Origin of the sequence: Salisaeta longa DSM 21114, assembly GCF_000419585.1 — a bacterium.
Taxonomy (GTDB): domain Bacteria; phylum Bacteroidota; class Rhodothermia; order Rhodothermales; family Salinibacteraceae; genus Salisaeta; species Salisaeta longa.
In genome coordinates this window covers 1,657,775-1,676,348 of sequence record NZ_ATTH01000001.1, presented here as the reverse complement: position 1 = coordinate 1,676,348, position 18,574 = coordinate 1,657,775, and the positions used below count along the sequence as shown (strand labels likewise).

The 18,574-nt window shown below is 64.8% G+C and carries 15 protein-coding genes; 8 read left to right on the top strand and 7 right to left on the bottom strand.

Going from position 1 to position 18,574, the window contains the following annotated elements; translation table 11 throughout:
* Window positions 1-102: 102 nt before the first annotated feature.
* Entirely contained in the window at window positions 103-738 is a 636-nt protein-coding gene (gene hisH, locus SALLO_RS0106920; protein ID WP_022835582.1) for an imidazole glycerol phosphate synthase subunit HisH, read from the bottom strand.
* Window positions 739-1,014: 276 nt separating this feature from the next.
* On the opposite strand from hisH, the gene SALLO_RS0106915 reads away from it, so the two are divergent.
* Both SALLO_RS0106915 and SALLO_RS0106910 read left to right on the top strand, forming a co-directional pair.
* Window positions 1,015-2,577, top strand: a complete 1,563-nt coding sequence (locus SALLO_RS0106915; RefSeq protein WP_157621327.1) for a glycine betaine ABC transporter substrate-binding protein — start codon at window positions 1,015-1,017, stop codon at window positions 2,575-2,577.
* A gap of 170 nt (window positions 2,578-2,747) precedes the next feature.
* Window positions 2,748-3,071 carry a hypothetical protein gene (locus SALLO_RS0106910; RefSeq protein WP_022835580.1) on the top strand — a complete coding sequence of 108 codons (324 nt, stop codon included), beginning with the start codon at window positions 2,748-2,750 and terminating at the stop codon, window positions 3,069-3,071.
* A 99-nt stretch (window positions 3,072-3,170) separates the two neighbouring features.
* Here the strand turns inward: SALLO_RS0106910 and SALLO_RS15805 are convergent, their stop codons facing one another.
* The 3 genes from SALLO_RS15805 to SALLO_RS15800 all read right to left on the bottom strand — a co-directional run bounded on the left by SALLO_RS15805 (window position 3,171) and on the right by SALLO_RS15800 (window position 7,846).
* Window positions 3,171-4,859: an acyl-CoA carboxylase subunit beta gene (locus SALLO_RS15805; RefSeq protein ID WP_022835579.1), complete on the bottom strand. Its 1,689-nt coding sequence runs from the start codon at window positions 4,857-4,859 to the stop codon at window positions 3,171-3,173.
* 108 nt (window positions 4,860-4,967) lie between these two features.
* Window positions 4,968-5,147, bottom strand: a complete 180-nt coding sequence (locus SALLO_RS0106900) for a hypothetical protein (protein ID WP_228702789.1) — start codon at window positions 5,145-5,147, stop codon at window positions 4,968-4,970.
* Between the two features lie 107 nt (window positions 5,148-5,254).
* Window positions 5,255-7,846, bottom strand: coding sequence for an amylo-alpha-1,6-glucosidase (locus SALLO_RS15800; RefSeq protein ID WP_157621325.1), 2,592 nt, complete (start codon window positions 7,844-7,846; stop codon window positions 5,255-5,257).
* Between the two features lie 166 nt (window positions 7,847-8,012).
* On the opposite strand from SALLO_RS15800, the gene dusB reads away from it, so the two are divergent.
* Together dusB and SALLO_RS0106885 are read left to right on the top strand one after the other, a co-directional pair.
* Window positions 8,013-9,068, top strand: coding sequence for a tRNA dihydrouridine synthase DusB (gene dusB / locus SALLO_RS0106890; protein WP_028567002.1), 1,056 nt, complete (start codon window positions 8,013-8,015; stop codon window positions 9,066-9,068).
* A gap of 134 nt (window positions 9,069-9,202) precedes the next feature.
* Complete coding sequence (locus SALLO_RS0106885; protein WP_022835575.1) at window positions 9,203-9,685, top strand: hypothetical protein; 483 nt, start codon at window positions 9,203-9,205, stop codon at window positions 9,683-9,685.
* Between the two features lie 189 nt (window positions 9,686-9,874).
* Here SALLO_RS0106885 and SALLO_RS0106880 read toward each other — a convergent pair whose 3' ends face one another.
* The 3 genes from SALLO_RS0106880 to SALLO_RS15790 all read right to left on the bottom strand — a co-directional run bounded on the left by SALLO_RS0106880 (window position 9,875) and on the right by SALLO_RS15790 (window position 14,460).
* Window positions 9,875-10,954, bottom strand: a complete 1,080-nt coding sequence (locus SALLO_RS0106880; protein ID WP_022835574.1) for a class I fructose-bisphosphate aldolase — start codon at window positions 10,952-10,954, stop codon at window positions 9,875-9,877.
* A gap of 223 nt (window positions 10,955-11,177) precedes the next feature.
* Complete coding sequence (gene gyrA, locus SALLO_RS15795; protein ID WP_022835573.1) at window positions 11,178-13,856, bottom strand: DNA gyrase subunit A; 2,679 nt, start codon at window positions 13,854-13,856, stop codon at window positions 11,178-11,180.
* Between the two features lie 163 nt (window positions 13,857-14,019).
* Window positions 14,020-14,460: a SufE family protein gene (locus SALLO_RS15790; protein WP_022835572.1), complete on the bottom strand. Its 441-nt coding sequence runs from the start codon at window positions 14,458-14,460 to the stop codon at window positions 14,020-14,022.
* A 185-nt stretch (window positions 14,461-14,645) separates the two neighbouring features.
* On the opposite strand from SALLO_RS15790, the gene SALLO_RS0106865 reads away from it, so the two are divergent.
* From SALLO_RS0106865 to SALLO_RS15785, 4 genes are all read left to right on the top strand, one after another.
* Window positions 14,646-15,641, top strand: a complete 996-nt coding sequence (locus SALLO_RS0106865) for an aldo/keto reductase (protein WP_022835571.1) — start codon at window positions 14,646-14,648, stop codon at window positions 15,639-15,641.
* 189 nt (window positions 15,642-15,830) lie between these two features.
* Complete coding sequence (msrB, locus tag SALLO_RS0106860) at window positions 15,831-16,415, top strand: peptide-methionine (R)-S-oxide reductase MsrB (protein ID WP_022835570.1); 585 nt, start codon at window positions 15,831-15,833, stop codon at window positions 16,413-16,415.
* A 102-nt stretch (window positions 16,416-16,517) separates the two neighbouring features.
* Window positions 16,518-17,222 carry a peptide-methionine (S)-S-oxide reductase MsrA gene (gene msrA / locus SALLO_RS0106855; protein ID WP_022835569.1) on the top strand — a complete coding sequence of 235 codons (705 nt, stop codon included), beginning with the start codon at window positions 16,518-16,520 and terminating at the stop codon, window positions 17,220-17,222.
* A 39-nt stretch (window positions 17,223-17,261) separates the two neighbouring features.
* Entirely contained in the window at window positions 17,262-18,560 is a 1,299-nt protein-coding gene (locus SALLO_RS15785) for a type IX secretion system plug protein (protein ID WP_022835568.1), read from the top strand.
* Window positions 18,561-18,574: the final 14 nt, after the last annotated feature.

Here is an 18,574-nt window from a genome sequence, read left to right as displayed (position 1 = left end):
TGCTGAACGATACGCGGGATAAATATAGCCGCCGGCGCGCCGACGCGCAAACCGATTACGGGTGAAGCGGTCCGGGCCCTGCTCATGCCCTGTCGGAAGCCTCTATGCGGGCACCGGCGCCAGGGTGGCAAAGTTTTGGAGGATGCGCAGCCCCGGCAACTGACTCTTTTCGGGGTGGAACTGGACGCCATACACGTTGTCGCGCTGCACGATGGCCGGAAACGCGTGTCCGTAGGTCGCCGTCGCCACGACATCGCGCGGGCTGTCGGCGACGGCGTGATACGAGTGCACAAAGTAGACGTACGGCGCATCGCCCAGGTCGCGCGTCAGAGGCGTTGCGCGCCGAATGGCCAACTGGTTCCAGCCCATGTGCGGCACCTTGAGGGCGTCGGCTTCTCCGGCGGGCGCCTTGTGGAAGTGCACCACGCGGCCGGGCAGGAGGCCGAGCCCCTCGTGGGTGCCGTGTTCGAGGCCCACATCAAACAGGAGCTGCATGCCCACACATACGCCCAGCAGCGGCGTGCCGCGGCCCACCGCCTCCTGCAGGGGCGCTTCCAGGCCGCGGCTTCGGATGGCGTCGGCGCATGCCCCAAAGGCGCCCACGCCTGGTAGGACCAACCGATCGGCGGCTGCAATGGCCGCTGGATCATCGGTGCGCGTGACCGACGCGCCCACGCGCTCCAGCGCCTTCTCGATAGACCGCAGATTGCCAATCCCGTAGTCGATGATGGTGACCATGGTCGTTCGGGCTGAGATGAGAAAAACGTTCCCCGCTTGTACGATATGAGCCGGGCGGGAGGTCCAGCCGTGTCCGGAACCGGCGATGGGGCCCAGCCGGCTGCTGCGGCAAAACGGCGGGGCGTGCTTTTTATGTGCTCGGTCGTATTGACAACTTGAAACGCCGTTGCCCAATCCTCGACGGAGGGGACCACAACCGCCGGCCTATCGGTGTTAAGGCACGGTGCTTTGTCGCCCAATGGCCGTTCGCAAGTCCCGATGCGCCTCATGATCCGTATGCAACCCGTCCGCTGGCTTCTTCAACGTGCTCGTTTTAGCCTCCCCCGGCCTCCCGAAGTATCTCGGTGGAGCCTGATCGGGGGGCTGGCGCTTCTGCTGGCGATTGGCCCGGCGCCCACATCTGCTCAACCGGCCGACAGCACGCGCGTGGTGGTGGGCTCGAAGAAGTTCACCGAGAACGTCATCCTGGGCTGGATGGCTACGCACCTCATCGAAGCGACCACGTCGCTACCGGCGCGCCACGAAGCGGAACTGGGCGGCTCGCGCTTTCTGTGGGAGGCCCTGCTGCGCGGCGGGCTCGATGTGTATCCGGCGTACACGGGCACGCTTACGCAAGAAATTTTGCCGGGCACTGCCCCTACGCGGGCCGCGCTCCGCGATACGCTCGCGCACTACAACCTGCGCATGACCGCGCCGCTCGGCTTCAACAACACCTACGCCCTCGGCATGCGCGCCGCGCAGGCCCGGCGCCTGGGCATCGAGTCCATTGCCGACCTGCGGGCGCATCCGGACCTCACGTTTGCGTTCACCAACGAGTTTATGAAGCGCAGCGATGGCTGGCCGGCGCTGAAGCGGGCCTACGAGCTGCCGCAGTCGGCGCAGGGCGTCGACCACGCGCTGGCCTATCGCGGGCTGCGCAGCGGGGCGATCGACGTCACCGATGTGTACACCACCGATGCCGAACTGGCGGCCCACGATCTGCGCGTGCTTGCGGACACCCGCAACTTTTTTCCGGCATACCAGGCCGTCTACGTCTACCGGGCCGATCTGCCGGCTGCGGCGGCACAGGCCCTTCAGCGGCTGGCCGGCCGCATCGATGCGGCCACCATGCAGCGGCTCAACCGGCGCGCCAAAATTGACGGGCAGCGGGAGACCGTCGTCGCGGCGCGCTTCCTCAATCGTACCTTCTCGTCGCTGCGCGTAACGCCGCCACCGGCCGCGTCGTGGGTCGATCGCGTGTGGCAGCGGACGCGCGAGCACGTGGGGCTGGTGGGCGTTTCGCTGGCCGTGGCCGTAGTGCTGGGCATTCCGCTGGGTATTGTCGCGGCCCGCGTGCGGTGGGTAGGCCCCGGCGTGCTGTTGCTCGTGGGCGTCACCTACACGATTCCCTCCCTGGCGCTGCTGGCCCTCATGGTGCCGCTCATCGGATTGGGCTACGCGCCGGCGGTGCTGGCGCTTACGCTCTATAGCCTGCTGCCCATCGTGTGGAATACCTTCACCGGACTGCGCGGCATCGAACCGTCGCTGCAGGAATCGGCGGCGGTGCTCGGACTCTCTCCCACGGCTAAGCTCCTGCGCGTCGATCTTCCGCTGGCCGCCCGCTCGATAGGGGCGGGCATCAAAATCGCGGCCGTCATCAACATCGGAACGGCCACGCTCGGTGCCCTCATTGGCGCCGGCGGCTATGGGCAGCCAATCCTCACCGGCATTCGCCGCGCCGACGTAGGTCTCATCTTGGAAGGCACCGTGCCGGCGGCCGTGCTCACCGTTGCGGTGCTTGCCGTGTTGGAAGGGGTGCAGCGCGGCCTTCTGCCCCGCAGCCTGCGCACATCCGAGTGACGCGGCTTGTCTTCATCCAGCGCAGTGCGTATCCTGACGTACCTGGCCTTTATTGCTTACATGCTACCTTTATGAATCACGTGCTCGCTGCATTTCTTCTGAGCGTGTCTGTTCTTGTTGCTGGTTGTTCGGTCACGCAGTCCCTATCGGGTGGCGCTGGGGAGGGCGCAATGCGTACGTACAGCCAGTCGTCCGTTGGGCAGGTGCTAACGGCCGCGCAAGCGGTCATCCGTGCGTCCAATTTCCAACTCGCGGGCACCGCCCGGCCCGCGCGATCGCGTTACGAACTCTCGTTTGTTCGCCAGGACGCCAAGACGCGAACGCCGTATCGCGTCGTTATCGCAGACAAAGAAGCCACGACGCGTACCAACGCCCGCGTAACCGTGCAACTTCTCGCGGCCGACGGCGACGAAGCCCCGGCGGACGTTGTGCAGGCCTTCTTCAGCAGTCTGGATAAGCAGCTGGGACAGCAGCGCGGTGCGCTCGTGCAATAGACCCGCGTCGACCGGGCGCGCATCGAGGCCTTACGGTAAGTGCGACTTTCGGCGGCAAATCCTGATAACAAGGCACGAGTGAGCTTCGAACGGCCATCATCAGGTTTGGATGACGCCCGGATTGAACGGCTCCATGGTTGGGTTGTGATCGGCCATCTCGATGCCTAACGACAGCCACTCGCGCGTGGCGGTGGGATCGATGAGGGCGTCGGTCCAGAGGCGGGCCGCGGCGTAGTAGGCGGTCGTTTGCTCTTCGTAGCGGTCCTCGATGGTTGAGAGAAGCTCCTGCTCGTCTTCTTCCGAGAGCTCCTTGCCTTTCTTCTGCAGGGCGCGCACCTGGATCTGCTTGAGCACCTTCGCCGCTTGTGTGCCGCCCATCACGGCGATCTTGGCCGTTGGCCAGGCGAGCATCAAGCGCGGGTCGTATGCCCGCCCGCACATGGCGTAGTTGCCGGCGCCGTACGAGTTGCCCATGACCACCGTAAACTTGGGCACGGTGCTGTTGGCGACCGCGTTCACCATCTTGGCGCCGTCCTTGATGATGCCGCTGTGCTCGGCGCGCTTGCCCACCATGAAGCCGGTGACGTCCTGGAAGAACACCAGCGGGATGTGCTTCTGATTGCAATTCATGATGAAGCGTGCGGCCTTGTCTGCTGCGTCGCCATAGATCACGCCGCCCACTTGGATTTCGCCGCGCTTCTCGTGGCCCACATTTTTACGGACGATGTTGCGCTGGTTGGCCACAACACCCACGTTCCAGCCGTCGATGCGGGCGTAGCCGGTAACGAGCGTTTGCCCGTAGCCCGCCTTGTATTCCGTCCACGACTCGGCATCTACGATGCGCGCCAGGATGTCGCGGGCGTCGTACTGCGGCGTGCCTGCGCTGGGGAAGAGGCCGTACAGCTCATCAGCGGCAAACGCTGGTTCTTGGGGCGTCGCGCGCGTAAAGCCGAAGCGCTCCACCGGCCCCATGTGGTCCATCAGGTTGCGCACAATGTCGAGCGCCTCTTCGTCCGTCGCGGCGGTGTAGTCGGTCACGCCCGAGATTTCAGAGTGCGTTACCGCACCGCCCAGCTCGTCCTCGTCCACTTCCTCGCCGATGGCCGCCTTTACCAAAAACGGTCCGGCCAAAAAGACCGAGCCGGTGCCATTGACGATGATGGCCTCGTCCGACATAATCGGCAGGTAGGCGCCGCCCGCTACGCAACTGCCCATGATGGCGGCAATCTGCGGGATGCCGCGGCTGGAGAGACGGGCGTTGTTGCGAAAGATGCGCCCAAAGTGCTCTTTGTCGGGAAAGATTTCGTCCTGCATGGGCAGGTAGACCCCGGCCGAGTCGACGAGGTACACGATGGGCACGTGGTTCTCCAGGGCAATTTCCTGGGCCCGCAGGTTCTTCTTGGCGGTAATGGGAAACCACGCGCCGGCCTTTACGGTGGCATCGTTGGCCACCACCAGGGTGAGGCGTCCGCTGATGGTGCCGAGGCCCATCACGGTGCCGCCGGCCGGGCAGCCGCCTTCCTCCTCGTACATCTCGTAGCCCGCAAAGAGCCCAAGCTCCTTGAAGTCGTCCGGATCGTCGAGCACGTATTCGATGCGCTCGCGGGCCGTGAGCTTGCCGCGCTCGTGCTGGCGGTCAATGCGCCGCTGGCCCCCGCCGGCGCGCACGGCGGCGGCGCGTTCGTTCATGGTTTGCAGCAGGGCTTCGTAGCGGGCCGCGTGCTCCTGGTAGGAAGCGCTTTCATGATCGGCAGCGGCGCCAAGGGATGTAGCGTCAACATCAGACATGCAACAGCAAGGGTGTGTGCGTAAAAACCAAACGAAAGCGCCTGTCCGCAAGTGCGAGACAGGCGCCGGTGCGCAGTGCGCAAGAAAGCAAGCGAGCGCGGACGAAAGCTACAGGATTGCGCCCATTTTGCGGCGGATTTCCTCACGCGATTCGCCGGTCTTGTCGTGAATCAGCCCGACGATCTTGTGCATCTCGCCGCGGGCCCGCTTCATCTCTTTGTCGTCGAAGTCGGCCTCTTCCCAGATTTCTTTGATCTGGTCGCGAATGCGACGCCAGCTTTCGTTCATTGCCTCTGTTGCCATAATACAGCCTCCGGTGCGCTTATTTCAATAGTCGGATGCCTATCTAACCGTAAATTTACCGGCTACGTTCCGCGCGCTGCCGACGGGCGCGTCTACCACCGCACGCGAAGGGTCTGCCGCACGTAGCGCGTGTCGGCGGGCGGAAAAGGCACAGACAGCACGGTGATGTCGCCGCGGCGTTCTACAATGGATGTGCCCGGGGGCGCCGTGAGGCGGTGGGGCGAGCGGATGGGCACGCGGTAGGTGCGCCCGGCGCGGCCCTCCAGCACGAGGCGCAGCGTACCCGTGGTGGCGGCAGCGCGCAGCACCCGCAGCCCGCGATTCATCGCCCCCTGGGCCGGCGCGTGCACGGGCAACAGCGCATCGGTACCGCGCGTGCGTTGCAGCGTGAGGGTCAGCGTATCGGCGGCGCTCGATGCCCGAACGACCGCCCGCATGCGATCGCCGGCCGCGTGCGTCCGAACGTCCACCGCCGCCCCGTTCACGCGCGCGCCACGGACCGTCGCGTCGCCGGGCAGCGCCGGGGCAAAGACAACGTCCGGAAGGGCCGCTGCCGGGGATTGCGGCGCGAGCGTGAGGCGATAGGTGCTGTCGGTGCGAAGCAGCGTCAGCGTGTAGCGCTCGTTGCCGGCCGGCACATTGCGTGCCTGCAGGTGGTCCCAGTTGGCCGGTAGCTGCGGCGCAACGTGCAGCGTGCGTCCGCCATCCCGCACGCGCAGGCCCAGGAGCCCGCGCAACGCCGGCGTCACAATCATCGCTTCCGACCAGATCTGGTGGTGCGAGGTGCGTCCAAAGGCGGTGTTGAAGTCGCCCGACAGCAGTTCGGTGATGTAGCCCAGGGCATCTTGCGTGGTGAGCAGGGCCGTGCTCATCAGGGCCTGGTACCCCACGTGCGGCCGCGTGTACCGATAGGCGCCCATCGCGGCCCATCCGGTAAAGAGGGGCCACACCGATCCGTTGTGATACGACAACGGATCGTACACGTCGCTCGTCTGTGCCACAATGCGGTGCCCCCAGTCGGTAGCCAGGGCGCCACTGCCCAGGTGGTCAATTTGCGAGGCCGCACGGGCGCTGTCGAGCAGGCCCCACCACAGCGGCACGGCCGGAAGCACGCTGCTTGCGGTGTAGCGCTCGTTGCCGGGGGCGGGCCGCCGGGTGCCCAGGGCGTAGTGGCCGCGTCGGGGGAGCCAGTAGGTGGCCTCCATCGCCGCCACAACCTGCGCGTGCACCGCGCGGGCCTCGCGGGCCAACGCCGGAGCGTCCATGACGGTAGCGAGCGTGGCCATGCTGCGGGCGGCCTCGGCCCACAACCCTTGCAGGTAGAGCTCTTCGTGCGACGGGTACAGCAGGCCCCCCTCAATCCAGGCGTGGCCCACGTTCGTGTTCTCGATGAGATGATCGCCGTCGGTATCGGTGCGTTTCGAGAAGCGGTAGGCCTTCCGGAGGGCCTCCCAGTGCTTTTGGAGGAAGGCGCGGTCGCCGGTGGTCTGGTAGAGATCGGCGTGCGCAATGATGAACAACGGCGTCGCATCGGCGCTGGCCCAGGGGTACGGAAAGTCGGCAAACCAGTCCACAAGAGCAGCGCTCTGCGACACCTCGTGGGGAATTTTGCCGTCGGCACGCTGATAGGTCTGGAGGAAGTTGAGCGCCGTGCGGGTCCCTTCCGTGTCGCCCGCGGCCGTCAGGGCGAAGGCGGTCCAGAGCGCATCGCGGCCAAAGAACCAGGCAAAGCCGGGGCGGTCGCTCGCGCCCGCCGTGCGGAAGCCCGCCACGAGCCCGGTGCCCAGCTGCGGATTGGTGGCAAAGCCCTTGTCCATTCCAATCAGGGCCCAGTCCATGGCCCGGTCAAGGCGGTCGTCGGGCGTGTCGAGCTGCACCGATTCGCGCAACACCGCGCGGTAGTGCGCGACATTCTGCTGATAGAGCGAGGCAGCGTTTTGCAGAAGCCGGTCGGCGGTGGCGTGGGCAGCGGCGAGGCTGTCCATGCTGCCGGCAAAGACGATGGGCAGCCACCGGTTACGGGTCGTAGCGGGCGTCGTCTCGATGACAAACTCGGCGGGCACGTTGCGCGGCTCCTCCTGGTACGGCATCAGCGAGACGTCGCGCGCCCCGGGGGCCGCGATGACCCCGGCGTAGGGATGGCCGGGCACCGTCAGCTGGTAGCGATCGCGGGCCGCGTCAAACGCGATGTTGTCTTGCGGCATGCCCGCGGGCCACATCAGGCGCAGGTCGGGCCGAAAGACGCCGTGTACCGTCACCGGCCGCACGCTTTCCACATCCAGGAGCATCACCACGCCGGGCGCGTCAATCGGGGCAAACACAACTTGCCGCACGGTGAACGCCGCGTGGGTGTAGGTGATGGTTGTCGCCTCCGGCCGCACCGTGATGCGGGTCATGAGGTCGCGCCCGTCGTAGGCCAGCGGGTAGCCCGCAATGGAGAACTTCAGCCGCCAGTCGTGCACCAGCTTCAGCGGATAGGTCCACACCTCAAACGATTCGTTTTCGTAGCCGAGCAGTGCTGCGCGGCGTCCCACCACATCCAGGAAGGCGCCTTTTTGCGCGGGCCGCGAGAGGACGAGGCGCGTGGAGTCGCGCGCAAACGGTTCGATCCATTGCGCGGGCTGCGCGGGTAGGGCGGCGGGCATCAGGAGGAGAACACACCAGGCGGCAACGAGGCGTCGCATGAGGCACGAGGGTAACGGTGAGCGGCGGTTGCGCTGAAGTATAGATCAGGCGTCGCACAAAAGAAACGGTCGCGTCTGCTTCCCCTGCAAAGGAACAGCCCGCTGAGGAAAAAAGTTGGGCCGCATCCATGTTTCGGTGTCATCCCGGTTCTGTGCTTCGCGTGCCATGCGCATTGGCCCCCTCGAATTTTCCGACCGCCCCTTGTTTCTCGCGCCCATGGAGGACGTGAGCGACCCGCCGTTTCGCATCCTGTGCAAGCGGTACGGCGCAGACATGCTCTACACCGAGTTTGTCTCGTCGGCCGGGCTCCTGCGGGACGTAGACGATGCGCACCAGAAGCTCGACATCTACGAGGCGGAGCGTCCCATCGGCATTCAGGTGTGGGGCGGCGCGCTCGACGAGGTGCGCCGGGCAACCCCACTCGTGGATGCCGCGGGCCCCGATGTGATCGACATCAACTTCGGCTGTCCGGTGCGTAAAATCGTGCGCAAGGACGGCGGCGCGGGCATCCTCCGCGACCTCGACAAGATGGAAGCCATCACGGCCGCCGTGCTCGAGCACTCGAACCGTCCGGTCACCGTCAAAACGCGTCTGGGCTGGGACGACGACTCTATTCGCATTGTGGAGGTTGCCCGGCGGCTGGAGCGCCTGGGCATTGCGGCGCTAGCCGTGCATGCCCGCACGCGCGAGCAGCAGTACACCGGGGATGCGCGCTGGCCGTGGCTGCGGCGTATTAAGACGGACGGCGTAACCAACATCCCGCTCATTGGCAACGGCGACGCGCTCGACCCCGAGCGGATTGATGCCATGTTCAACGAGACGGGCGTCGATGCCGTGATGATTGGCCGCGGCGCGATCGGCAACCCCTGGATTTTTCAGCAGGCAAAAACGTATATGGAAACGGGCGAGGTCCCCCCGCCGCCCGGCTGGGAAGAGCGCGTGCAGGTGGTGGCCGAGCACTTGTCGATGAAGTGCGAGTGGCTGGGCGAGCGGACCGGCGTGCTGGAGATGCGAAAAAACTACAGCGGCTACTTCAAAGGCTTTCGTAACGCCAGCAAGCTGCGGCACCGGCTCATGCAGCAAGACACCAAAGACGAGGTGCTGGAGGTGCTCCTCAACTTTCGCCCCGACGCCCCGGACATTCAACTTCCCAGCGCTTCCCTTCCTTCCGAGACGGCCGCGCCCAAAACGAAAAAGGCGGAGCTCCCGGCACCCGCGTGATGTCCGCCGTAGCGCATGGATGCGGGGCTTCGTGGATGTACGGACTTTGTAACTAGACAGCGTCTGCTGCAACCGGCAAGACGAGCAGCGGTAGGTACAACATATGCTATTTTTTCACCGTTGCTTCATCAGTTATGGCTACCACCAAGGCAAAGCCTCCTCAGCAGCTTGGTTCGACCGGCGAAAGTGCCGAGTATGTCTCCGACATTAGCCTGCGCGGCATTTTGTGCGCAGCGTTTCTTGCCGGCGGTGCGTTCATCTTCTTCGAGTACGCCACGCACTGGATGGGGGCCGACAACCCAATGGGCCCCACGCACTTCATTCCGAAGGTGCTTAACTTTGAGCCGGGCCCGCAGCTGGTGACGTACCTGGCGCCCATCCTGTTCATCCACTTTGTGATTGCGACGCTTGTGACGGTGCCCCTGGGGTGGCTCATCCATCGCCGATCGAAAAGCCTGGCGCTCCCTCTAGGCACGAGCTTTGGGCTGTCGCTCTACGCGCTGACGTACTTCATCCTGAACACCGAGCCGATGGGGGTAGGGCAGCACGTTGCCGTGGCGTTGGTCTTTGCGGGCTACGGGACGCTCACGGCCTGGATCTACAAAGTTACACAGTAGCCGCACGCTTCACGTTTGGGTACCATACATAGCAGCCCGTCGGTCCACACGCGGCCGACGGGCTGTTTGCTTGTTGAGATTTGAACGGTGGACGTATTGCACAAAAAAGCGCACCCTCAGACAGAGAGTGCGCTTCGGGATAGCAGGTACCTGCGGGACCCTGCTGCTTGGATGCAAGGATATCGTGGGTTAGGCGACGGTGATGTCCTCGTTGCGGTACACATCCTGAATGGCGTTCAAGATCTCAACGCCGTCCTCCATGGGCTTCTGGAAGGCTTTGCGGCCGGAGATGAGGCCCATCCCGCCGGCCCGCTTGTTAATCACAGCGGTGCGCACCACCTGCTGCAGGTCATTTTTGCCCGAGCCGCCGCCCGAGTTAATGAGCCCGGCGCGCCCCATGTAGCAGTTGGCCACCTGATAGCGCGTCATGTCGATCGGGTGATCGCCCGAGAGCTTCGTGTAGATGCGCTCATCAAGCTTCCCGTAGCTCGAATCGCCCATGTTAAGCGCCTTGTAGCCGCCGTTCAGGGTGGGCTGCTTCTGCTTGATGATGTCCGCCTCAATGGTTACGCCGATGTGGTTGGCCTGCCCGGTGAGGTCGGCCGAGGCTTCGTAGTTTTTGCCGTCAATTGTGAAGGCCGAATTGCGCACGTAGCACCACAAAATGGTGAACATGCCCAACTCGTGGGCCCGCGCAAAGGCCTGCGTCACCTCCTGAATCTGGCGCGTCGAGTTGTCCGAGCCAAAGTAGATGGTGGCGCCCACGCCGGCACAGCCCATGTCGAAGGCGTCCTCAACCGATGCGTAGAGCGTCTGGTCGTACGTGTTGGGGTACGACAGCAGCTCGTTGTGATTGAACTTCAGGATGAACGGAATCTTGTGGGCGTACTTGCGGGCCACGCTGCCCAGTACGCCGTAGGTGGTAGCCACCGCGTTGCACCCGCCTTCAATGGCCAGCTCAATGATGTTCTCCGGATCAAAATAGATCGGGTTCGGGGCAAACGACGCGCCGCCGGAGTGCTCGATGCCCTGGTCGACGGGCAAAATGGAGAGGTAGCCCGTTCCGGCCAAGCGGCCGGTGTTGAACATCTGCTGGAGGTTGCGCAGCACACGCGGGTTGCGGTCGGAGTCGATCCACACGCGGTCCACAAAGTCCGGACCCGGCAGATGCAACTGGTCTTTGCTGATCTTGTCGCAGGTATGATCGAGGAGCGAGGCGGCTTCGTCGCCCAAAAGGTCGGCGATGTGGGACGTCGTTGCTTCAGCCATAATATGAAGTCTTATGTGAGCGAGCTACAGAAACAGCGGATGGTGCATACTGCACCACCACGATACAAAATGAGGGACAGCTTGTCCATCTGCAATGCACAAAATGCGCCCAATTTCGATGAAGGACGCGCCGCGGCTACAGCACGCCGCACGCGCCATAGCGCAGCCGTAGTGCGTGCCCAGGCGCTATCCGCATCGGCCGGTGCAAACCGCCGTAGCGCGCTCACGCCTCCGGCGATTGTCCGTTGGTTGGCGTATCGACGGCCACCGTTGGATCTGTGTCTTCGTCGGCCGCGCGTTCATCGGCCGTTTCCTCCGCGCCGTCGGCCTCTTCCTCAACCACCACACGGGTGATGTCGGCAATGGCATCCTTCGACTTCAGGTTGATGATGCGCACGCCCTGCGTGTTGCGCCCCATGGTGGAGATGCCCTCCACGCCGGTGCGAATCATGATGCCGTTTTCGGTGATCACCATCAGGTCTTCGTCGTCGGTCACGCCTTTCAGGGCCACGAGCGGACCGGTGCGGTTGGTCGTCTTCATGGTGATGAGGCCCTTGCCGCCCCGGCTTTGGGTGCGGTACTCCGTGAGGGCCGTACGTTTGCCGTAGCCGTTGGCGCCCACAGCTAAAATGTCGAGCGCCTCGCGCATGTCGGGCGCCACGGAGACCATCCCCACCATTCGTTCGTCGTCGCCCAGGGTGATGCCCCGCACGCCGCGGGTGTTGCGGCCGGTGGGGCGCACATCGTCTTCGTGGAAATGCACCGCCCGCCCGCCAGAGGATCCTACCACCACGGTGTTGTCGCCGCCGGTGAGCGCGGCCTCAATGAGCTGATCGTCTTCGTCGATCGAGATGGCGATGATGCCGTTGGTACGCGGCCGGCTGAAGGCTTCAAGCACCGACTTCTTGACCTGCCCTTTGCGGGTGGCCATGAGGACGTAGTGGCTGTTAAGGAAGTCGTCGTCCTCGAAGTCGTCTTTGCTCACGGACAGCACCGCCCGCACGCGGTCGTCGGGCGCAATGTCGATGAGGTTGCGGATGGAGCGGCCTTTGGCGGTGCGGCTGCCTTCCGGGATTTCAAACACACGGAGCCAGTAGCACTGGCCGTGGTCGGTAAAGAAGAGGAGCATGTCGTGCGAGTGCGTCACGAACAGATGCTCGATGTAGTCGTCGTCGCGGCGTCCGGTGGCCTTCAGGCCCACGCCGCCGCGGCCCTGCGCCCGGTAGACGTCGAGGCTGGTGCGCTTGGTGAGGCCCTGATGCGTGAGCGTAACCACCACGTGCTCGCGCTCAATCAGGTCCTCCATGATGATGTCGCCACCGGTATAGTCGATGGCGGTGCGGCGCTCGTCGTTGAAGCGGTCCTTCACCTCCAGCAGCTCTTCGCGGACGATGGCCAGGCGCCGCTCGCGGCTGTCCAAGATTGTTTGCAGCCGGTCGATCTCGCCCAGGATGTCGTCGTACTCGGCCACGATCTTCTCCCGCTCCATGCCGGTGAGGCGGTTGAGCGTAAGGCGAAGGATGGCGCGGGCTTGCTCCTCGGTCATCCATCCCTCGTCGGGACGGTGCATGAGGGCATTTTCGTTGCGGTCCGGGCGCGTGTGCGGCGGGGCGAGGGAGACGCCCAGGTCCTCCAAATCGGCATCGGAGAGCGTGTCGGGATACACGCCGCGCATCAGGTTCTCGCGGGCCGCGTCGGAATCCGGCGAGTGTCGCACAATCGCGATGACGGCGTCGAGGTTATCGAGCGCCCGCGTGAGGCCGGCCAGCGTGTGGGCCCGAGCCTGCGCCTTGTCGAGGTCGTAGCGCGTACGGCGCACCACAATCTCGTGGCGGTGCTCCACGTAGTGCTGAATCGCCTGCTTGAGGTTGAGCACGCGCGGGCGGCCGTTGACGAGCGCCACCATGTTCACGCCAAAGGTGTCTTGCAGGCGCGAGTGCTTGTAGATTTGGTTCTTGACGACATCGGGCACCGCGTTTTGCTTCAGCTCCACCACGATGCGCATGCCGTCGCGGTCGCTCTCGTCGCGCAGGTCAGAGATGCCTTCAATCTTGTCATCGCGCACGCGCTTGGCAATGCGCTCCAGCTCGTTGCTCTTGTTAACCTGGTACGGAATTTCGGTGATGACGAGGGCTTGGCGGCCCTTACGGATTTCCTCCTCGTGCATCTTGGCCCGCATGATGACGCGGCCGCGGCCGGTGTGGTAGGCATCGTGCACGCCCTTGTAGCCGTAGATGATGCCGCCGGTGGGGAAGTCGGGCGCCGGGCAATGCGCCATCAGATCCTCGATGGAGCACTCCGGGTTGTCGATGTAGGCCACCGTGGCATCGATGGCCTCGCCCAGGTTATGCGGCGGAATTTTGGTGGCCATGCCCACGGCAATGCCATCGGCGCCGCTCACGAGCATGTTGGGGAAGGCGGCCGGCAGCACGGTGGGTTCTTCGAGCGAGCCGTCGAAGTTTTCCTGCGTGTTGACGGTTTCCTTGCCCAGGTCGCGCAGCAGCTCCTCGGCCAGCTTGGTCATGCGGGCCTCGGTGTAGCGCATCGCCGCTGCCGAGTCGCCGTCGATCGAGCCAAAGTTGCCCTGGCCATCCACCAGCGGATAGCGCATCGAGAAGTCCTGGGCCAGCCGTACGAGCGTATCGTACACCGACGAGTCGCCGTGTGGATGATACTTTCCGAGTACCTCGCCCACGATGCGCGCGCTCTTTTTGTAGGCCGCGCCGGCGGTAAGGCCCAGGTCGTGCATGCCGTACAGCACGCGCCGGTGCACCGGCTTCAGGCCGTCGCGCACGTCGGGCAGGGCGCGGCTCACAATCACCGACATCGAATAGTCGATGTAGGAGGATTTCATTTCCTCCTCGATGTTGATCGGAATGATGCGGGAGTTGTCCGCTTCCATAAAGCGTCAAGTAAAATGCGTACACAAAGCTACCGTCGCGCCCCGTCCTATTTTTTGCGGGGCGTCGTCGAATGCGAAACAGTACAACGTACGAATCCGCGAGGCCAAAAGCTACCGCGCGGGCGCCGCACGCACGCCAACAACTGTTGAAATTTGGTTGCGCTTAGGAGGCGTCCGGTGCGGCCTGGTCGACGTGCGCGCGCACCGCCTGGCGCAGCCGCTGATAGATGGCCGACAAGCCCTGGAGGCGCCGCGCGCCCAGCAGCGCGCGCAGGCCGAGGCGGTCGAGCAGGTCATCGGGCGCGTTGAGGAGGGTGGCCGGCGGCTCGCCATCGAAGGCGTCGTGCAGGATGGAGACGAACGCGCGGGCGGTGGGGGCCTCGCGGGGCGCGTAGGCATTGACGCGGACGGTGCCATCGCGCACCTCGGGCCGTAAAAAGACGGGCGACTGGCACTCGTGCACCATGTTGAGCCCGGCGTTGCGCATTTCCTCGTAATCGGGCGGCAGCGGCGGCAGCTTATCGGCGTACTCCAACAGCAGCTCAATGCGCATGTCGCGGTTTACCATCTCAAATGGGGCCGCAATGTCGTCTATCGAAGGCATACGGACGGAAGCAAGAAGCAGAAGATCAAACGTTGGAAGCAGTGAAACGGCGCAGCAGAGCAATCGCTCCATGCCCGCGCTGTGTCGTGCGCGTTTGGATCTATGCCGCGCGGTGGCTACCTTCCGACGACCTGCTTCTTTTGGGGTCCACCCATCGGTTGCCCTGTCAAAAGCTTCTTGCGCGTATGACCAATTTCCGATACTTGGGCACTACGGGCGTGAAAATTTCCCCGCTGTGCATGGGCACCATGTCGTTTGGCGATGCCGCGGACGCCGAGATGGCAGCGCGCATGTTCGATCGATGCCGCGCGGCTGGGATCAACGCGTTCGACTGCGCCGATGTGTACGCCGATGGGCGCTCGGAGGAAATCTTGGGCGGGCTCATGGCCGGCTGCCGCGACGAGGTGTTCATCACAAGCAAGGTGTACTTTCCCACCGGCGCCGGCCCTAACGCCCGCGGCAGCTCGCGCTACCACATCCGCCGGGCGGTGGAGGCGAGCCTGCGCCGCCTGAACACCGCATACATCGACTGCTACTTTGTCCATCGCTTCGACGAAAAGACCGACCTGGCGGAAACCCTCCGGGCGCTGGATGATCTGGTGCGACAGGGCAAGGTCCTGTACCTGGGCGCGAGTAATTTTGCGGCGTGGCAGGTGATGAAGGCGCTGGGCATGCAGCGGGCGCGCGGCTGGACGCCCTTTCACGTCATTCAGCCGATGTACAACTTGGCGAAGCGGCAGGCCGAGGTGGAGCTGCTGCCCCTTGCGCAGCACGAAGGCCTGGGCGTGCTGTCGTACAGTCCGCTAGGGGGCGGGCTGCTGACTGGGAAGTACGGCGTAGATAAGCGGCCCGATGATGGGCGCCTCGTGGAAAACAAGATGTACCAGACGCGCTATGGCGACCGGGTGCATTACGAGATTGCCGAGCGGTTTGCAGCCCTTGCGGCCGACCGCGGCTTCCATCCCGTGAGCCTCGCGGTGGCCTGGGCGATGCACCATCCCGGCGTAACCGCCCCAATCATCGGCGCGCGCTCGGTGGAGCAGCTGGAAGGCTCGCTCGGCGCCCTCGACATCGACATGACCGAGGAATTGTACGACGCCATTGCTGCGTGTGCCCCCACGCCGCCGCCCGCGACCGATCGGGTGGAGGAACGTTCGGAGCACACGTACGGGACCCGGTGAGCGGCTGCTTGGGCGGCCGAGAGGACGCACCGGGCGTACCACCAACGACAACGTAACACCGTGCGGGCATCGTTTGGCACACGCTGTCGTTAGAAAACATGCGTTGGTTGTCGTCCTTCGCAGGCTTATGTTCCTGCGTGGCGGTTCACCCAGCGCGTAGTTTATGCAATCACCAACCGGTCTGGCATTATGGATCGTAAAACCTTTTTGAAGGGCCTGTTGGGCGCGGCCCTCGTGCCCTCGGCGCTCGCGGCCTGCACGCGTGGTTCGTCGACCCCCCGTGCGTCGGCGCCGGCGGCAGCGTCTGCCGCGCCGCCCGACACTTTCTACGTGCACCCGCCGGTGGAGGCGTTTCAGCCGCTGCAGGTTTCAACGGCCCGGTGGAAAGAGGTGCTGCCGGCCGATGCGTACCGCATCTTGTTTGAAGCAGGCACCGAGCCGCGTTTTTCGAGTCCGCTCCTGGAGGAGCAGCGCCGGGGCACGTACATCTGCGCGGCGTGCTACCTTCCCCTGTTTTCGTCCGAGACGAAGTTCAAAAGCGGCACCGGCTGGCCGAGCTTTTGGGCGCCCCTCACCGAGAAGTACATCGAGACGTCGCGCGACACGAGCCTGGGCATGGTGCGCACCGAGTACCACTGCGCGCGCTGCAGCGGCCACCAGGGCCACGTGTTTATGGACGGCCCCGAGCCGACCGGATTGCGGTATTGCAACAATGGCCTTGCGCTCAACTTCATTCCAGAGCACGAGGCGCTCCCGGCGCTACGAAGCCTTTAAGACCCCGTGCTGATCCTGCATCAGAAGGCGCGCAGCGGGGGGGGGACATCGCACCAAGCGTGCACGGCGCCATCCTTTTACCGAACCAGTAGAATACACGTTATGCGCATCCTCTTTGCTAACCGTTTCGGCGGTTTCCTCGCCGCGGTGCTTATGAGCGCCGCCCTGCTTGGCGGCTGCCAATCTTCGACCTCCTCGGAGGCCGCGTCGCGCACGGACGTGCCGGCAGACCCCGCGGCCCTTACGCTGCGCCCGGCACTGGCCGACACAGCCGTCTTTGCGGGCGGGTGCTTCTGGTGCATGGAGCCGCCGTTCGACAAGCTCGCGGGCGTGCAGTCAACCATCAGCGGCTTTGCAGGCGGCTCGATCGAAAACCCGAGCTACCGCCAGGTGGCCAGCGGCGCCACCGACCACACCGAGAGCGTGCAGGTGGTGTACGACTCGTCGCAGGTGTCGTACGAGGAGCTGCTGTACGTGTACTGGCGCAACGTCGACCTGCTCGACGACCAGGGGCAGTTCTGCGACCGCGGATCGCAGTATCGTCCGGTCATTTTTGCGCTCAACGACCGGCAGGCCCGGCTGGCCCGCGCGTCGAAGCAAGCGCTCACCGACGACTTCGATCAGCCGATTGTCGTGCCGGTGCAGCCGCTGATCGCTTTTTATGCCGCCGAGCAGTACCACCAAAACTACTACAAGAAAAACCCGAAGCGCTACAAGACGTACCGCGTGGGGTGTGGGCGCGATGCCCGGCTGCGCGCCCTGTGGGGCGAAGCGGCGGGCGGCCATCCGGTGCCCGATTCGCTGTAGCTCTCGCGGCCGACTGACCTTCAACGTTTCTCTTCTGGTATGATTGTTCGTCGCGTCGCCTGGCTGCTCGTCATCGGTGGGCTCGTTGGGGGCAGCCTGGCTGGGTGCGTGGCGCCGCAGTCTACGTCGGGCGGGGGCGCAGCCGGAGCGTCAAGCGCCGCGGCCCCCTCCTCGCAGCCCGCGCCGGCCCGCACCAGTCCGGCCGTGCGCACCGTGCAGCTGTACCGCGGCACCGATGAGCGCGCCCTGCCCCACCTTACGCTGGGCAGCGATCAGTCGCTCACGCTCGCGTTTGATCTGATGGAGGCGCGCGGACGGCCGCTATCGGTCCAGTTCATTCACACCGATCGCCAGGGCCGTCCCGACCTGTCGCCCGTGCAGTACATGGACGGCTTCACGCGCGACAACATCCTCTCGTACGACGCGGCCCTCGGCACGCGCGTGCCGTACGTGCACTACACGTACCGCTTCCCAAACGACGACATCCAGTTTCGGGTGAGCGGCCGGTACCTCGTGCGCGTCACCGCGCAGGGGGAACCGGACCGGGTCTTGCTGGAGCGCCCCTTCTATGTGTCCGACGGTACCGCCCTGCTTCAGCTGTCGATGGACGAGGTGGTGATGACCGGACAATCCTCGAACGCCATGCGGCCGGTGGTGCAGCTCACCCCGCCCGGCGACATACGTGGCGATGCGTTTGGGTTTACCGTGTGCGTGGTGCGCCAGGGGAACGCGCCGATGCGCCGTTGCATGGAGCGCCCGCGCCTGTCGCTACAAGACGGGCTGCGGTTTGTGCTGGACCGTGCCGAAGCCTTTCCGCCCGCCCCGCCGCAGTATCGGTTGGATCTTGGCCGGCTGCAAATAGGAGCGTCCATCGAGCGCATCGACCGCACCGTAACGCCGTTTCAGGTGCAGCTGGAGCCCGACATTGCCGACTTCTCGGGCAGCCTGCCTGCGCCGCTGCTGGGCGGACAAATTGTGGTGGGCGGCGTGGTGGATGCCTTGGCAACGCCTGCGCGGAGGGCCGAGTACGTTCGGACCACGTTCCGCTTTGTGCCCCCCAACCGGCAGCCGCTCCGCCGCTCGGTGTATCTGCAGGGGAGCTTTACGGAAGGCCGGCCCCCCACCGATTTTCGGCTGGCCTGGGACGCCAAGCAGGCGCGCTACGAGGGCAACGTGCTGCTAAAGCAGGGGCTCTACGCGTACGCCTACCGGTCGGACGACCGCGCGCTGATGGCGCGGACGCTCTCGGGGCGCGCGCTGTACACGGCGTATGCCTACTACCGCGATCCGCGACTGGGCACCGATCGCCTGCTGGCCCTTCAAACGATTGCTTATTGAGCGGTGCCCGTGCG

What these genes read in the sequence shown, in the direction of transcription:
- SALLO_RS15805 (WP_022835579.1), bottom strand. Translation starts at nt 4,859, where the DNA reads ATGTCTGATGTTGACGCTACATCCCTTGGCGCCGCTGCCGATCATGAA.
- hisH (WP_022835582.1), bottom strand. Translation starts at nt 738, where the DNA reads ATGGTCACCATCATCGACTACGGGATTGGCAATCTGCGGTCTATCGAG.
- msrA (WP_022835569.1), top strand. Translation starts at nt 16,518, where the DNA reads ATGCGCATCCTCTTTGCTAACCGTTTCGGCGGTTTCCTCGCCGCGGTG.
- SALLO_RS15785 (WP_022835568.1), top strand. Translation starts at nt 17,262, where the DNA reads ATGATTGTTCGTCGCGTCGCCTGGCTGCTCGTCATCGGTGGGCTCGTT.
- SALLO_RS0106915 (WP_157621327.1), top strand. Translation starts at nt 1,015, where the DNA reads ATGCAACCCGTCCGCTGGCTTCTTCAACGTGCTCGTTTTAGCCTCCCC.
- SALLO_RS0106885 (WP_022835575.1), top strand. Translation starts at nt 9,203, where the DNA reads ATGGCTACCACCAAGGCAAAGCCTCCTCAGCAGCTTGGTTCGACCGGC.
- SALLO_RS15790 (WP_022835572.1), bottom strand. Translation starts at nt 14,460, where the DNA reads ATGCCTTCGATAGACGACATTGCGGCCCCATTTGAGATGGTAAACCGC.
- SALLO_RS0106880 (WP_022835574.1), bottom strand. Translation starts at nt 10,954, where the DNA reads ATGGCTGAAGCAACGACGTCCCACATCGCCGACCTTTTGGGCGACGAA.
- SALLO_RS0106900 (WP_228702789.1), bottom strand. Translation starts at nt 5,147, where the DNA reads ATGAACGAAAGCTGGCGTCGCATTCGCGACCAGATCAAAGAAATCTGG.
- SALLO_RS15800 (WP_157621325.1), bottom strand. Translation starts at nt 7,846, where the DNA reads ATGCGACGCCTCGTTGCCGCCTGGTGTGTTCTCCTCCTGATGCCCGCC.
- msrB (WP_022835570.1), top strand. Translation starts at nt 15,831, where the DNA reads ATGGATCGTAAAACCTTTTTGAAGGGCCTGTTGGGCGCGGCCCTCGTG.
- SALLO_RS0106865 (WP_022835571.1), top strand. Translation starts at nt 14,646, where the DNA reads ATGACCAATTTCCGATACTTGGGCACTACGGGCGTGAAAATTTCCCCG.
- SALLO_RS0106910 (WP_022835580.1), top strand. Translation starts at nt 2,748, where the DNA reads ATGCGTACGTACAGCCAGTCGTCCGTTGGGCAGGTGCTAACGGCCGCG.
- dusB (WP_028567002.1), top strand. Translation starts at nt 8,013, where the DNA reads ATGCGCATTGGCCCCCTCGAATTTTCCGACCGCCCCTTGTTTCTCGCG.
- gyrA (WP_022835573.1), bottom strand. Translation starts at nt 13,856, where the DNA reads ATGGAAGCGGACAACTCCCGCATCATTCCGATCAACATCGAGGAGGAA.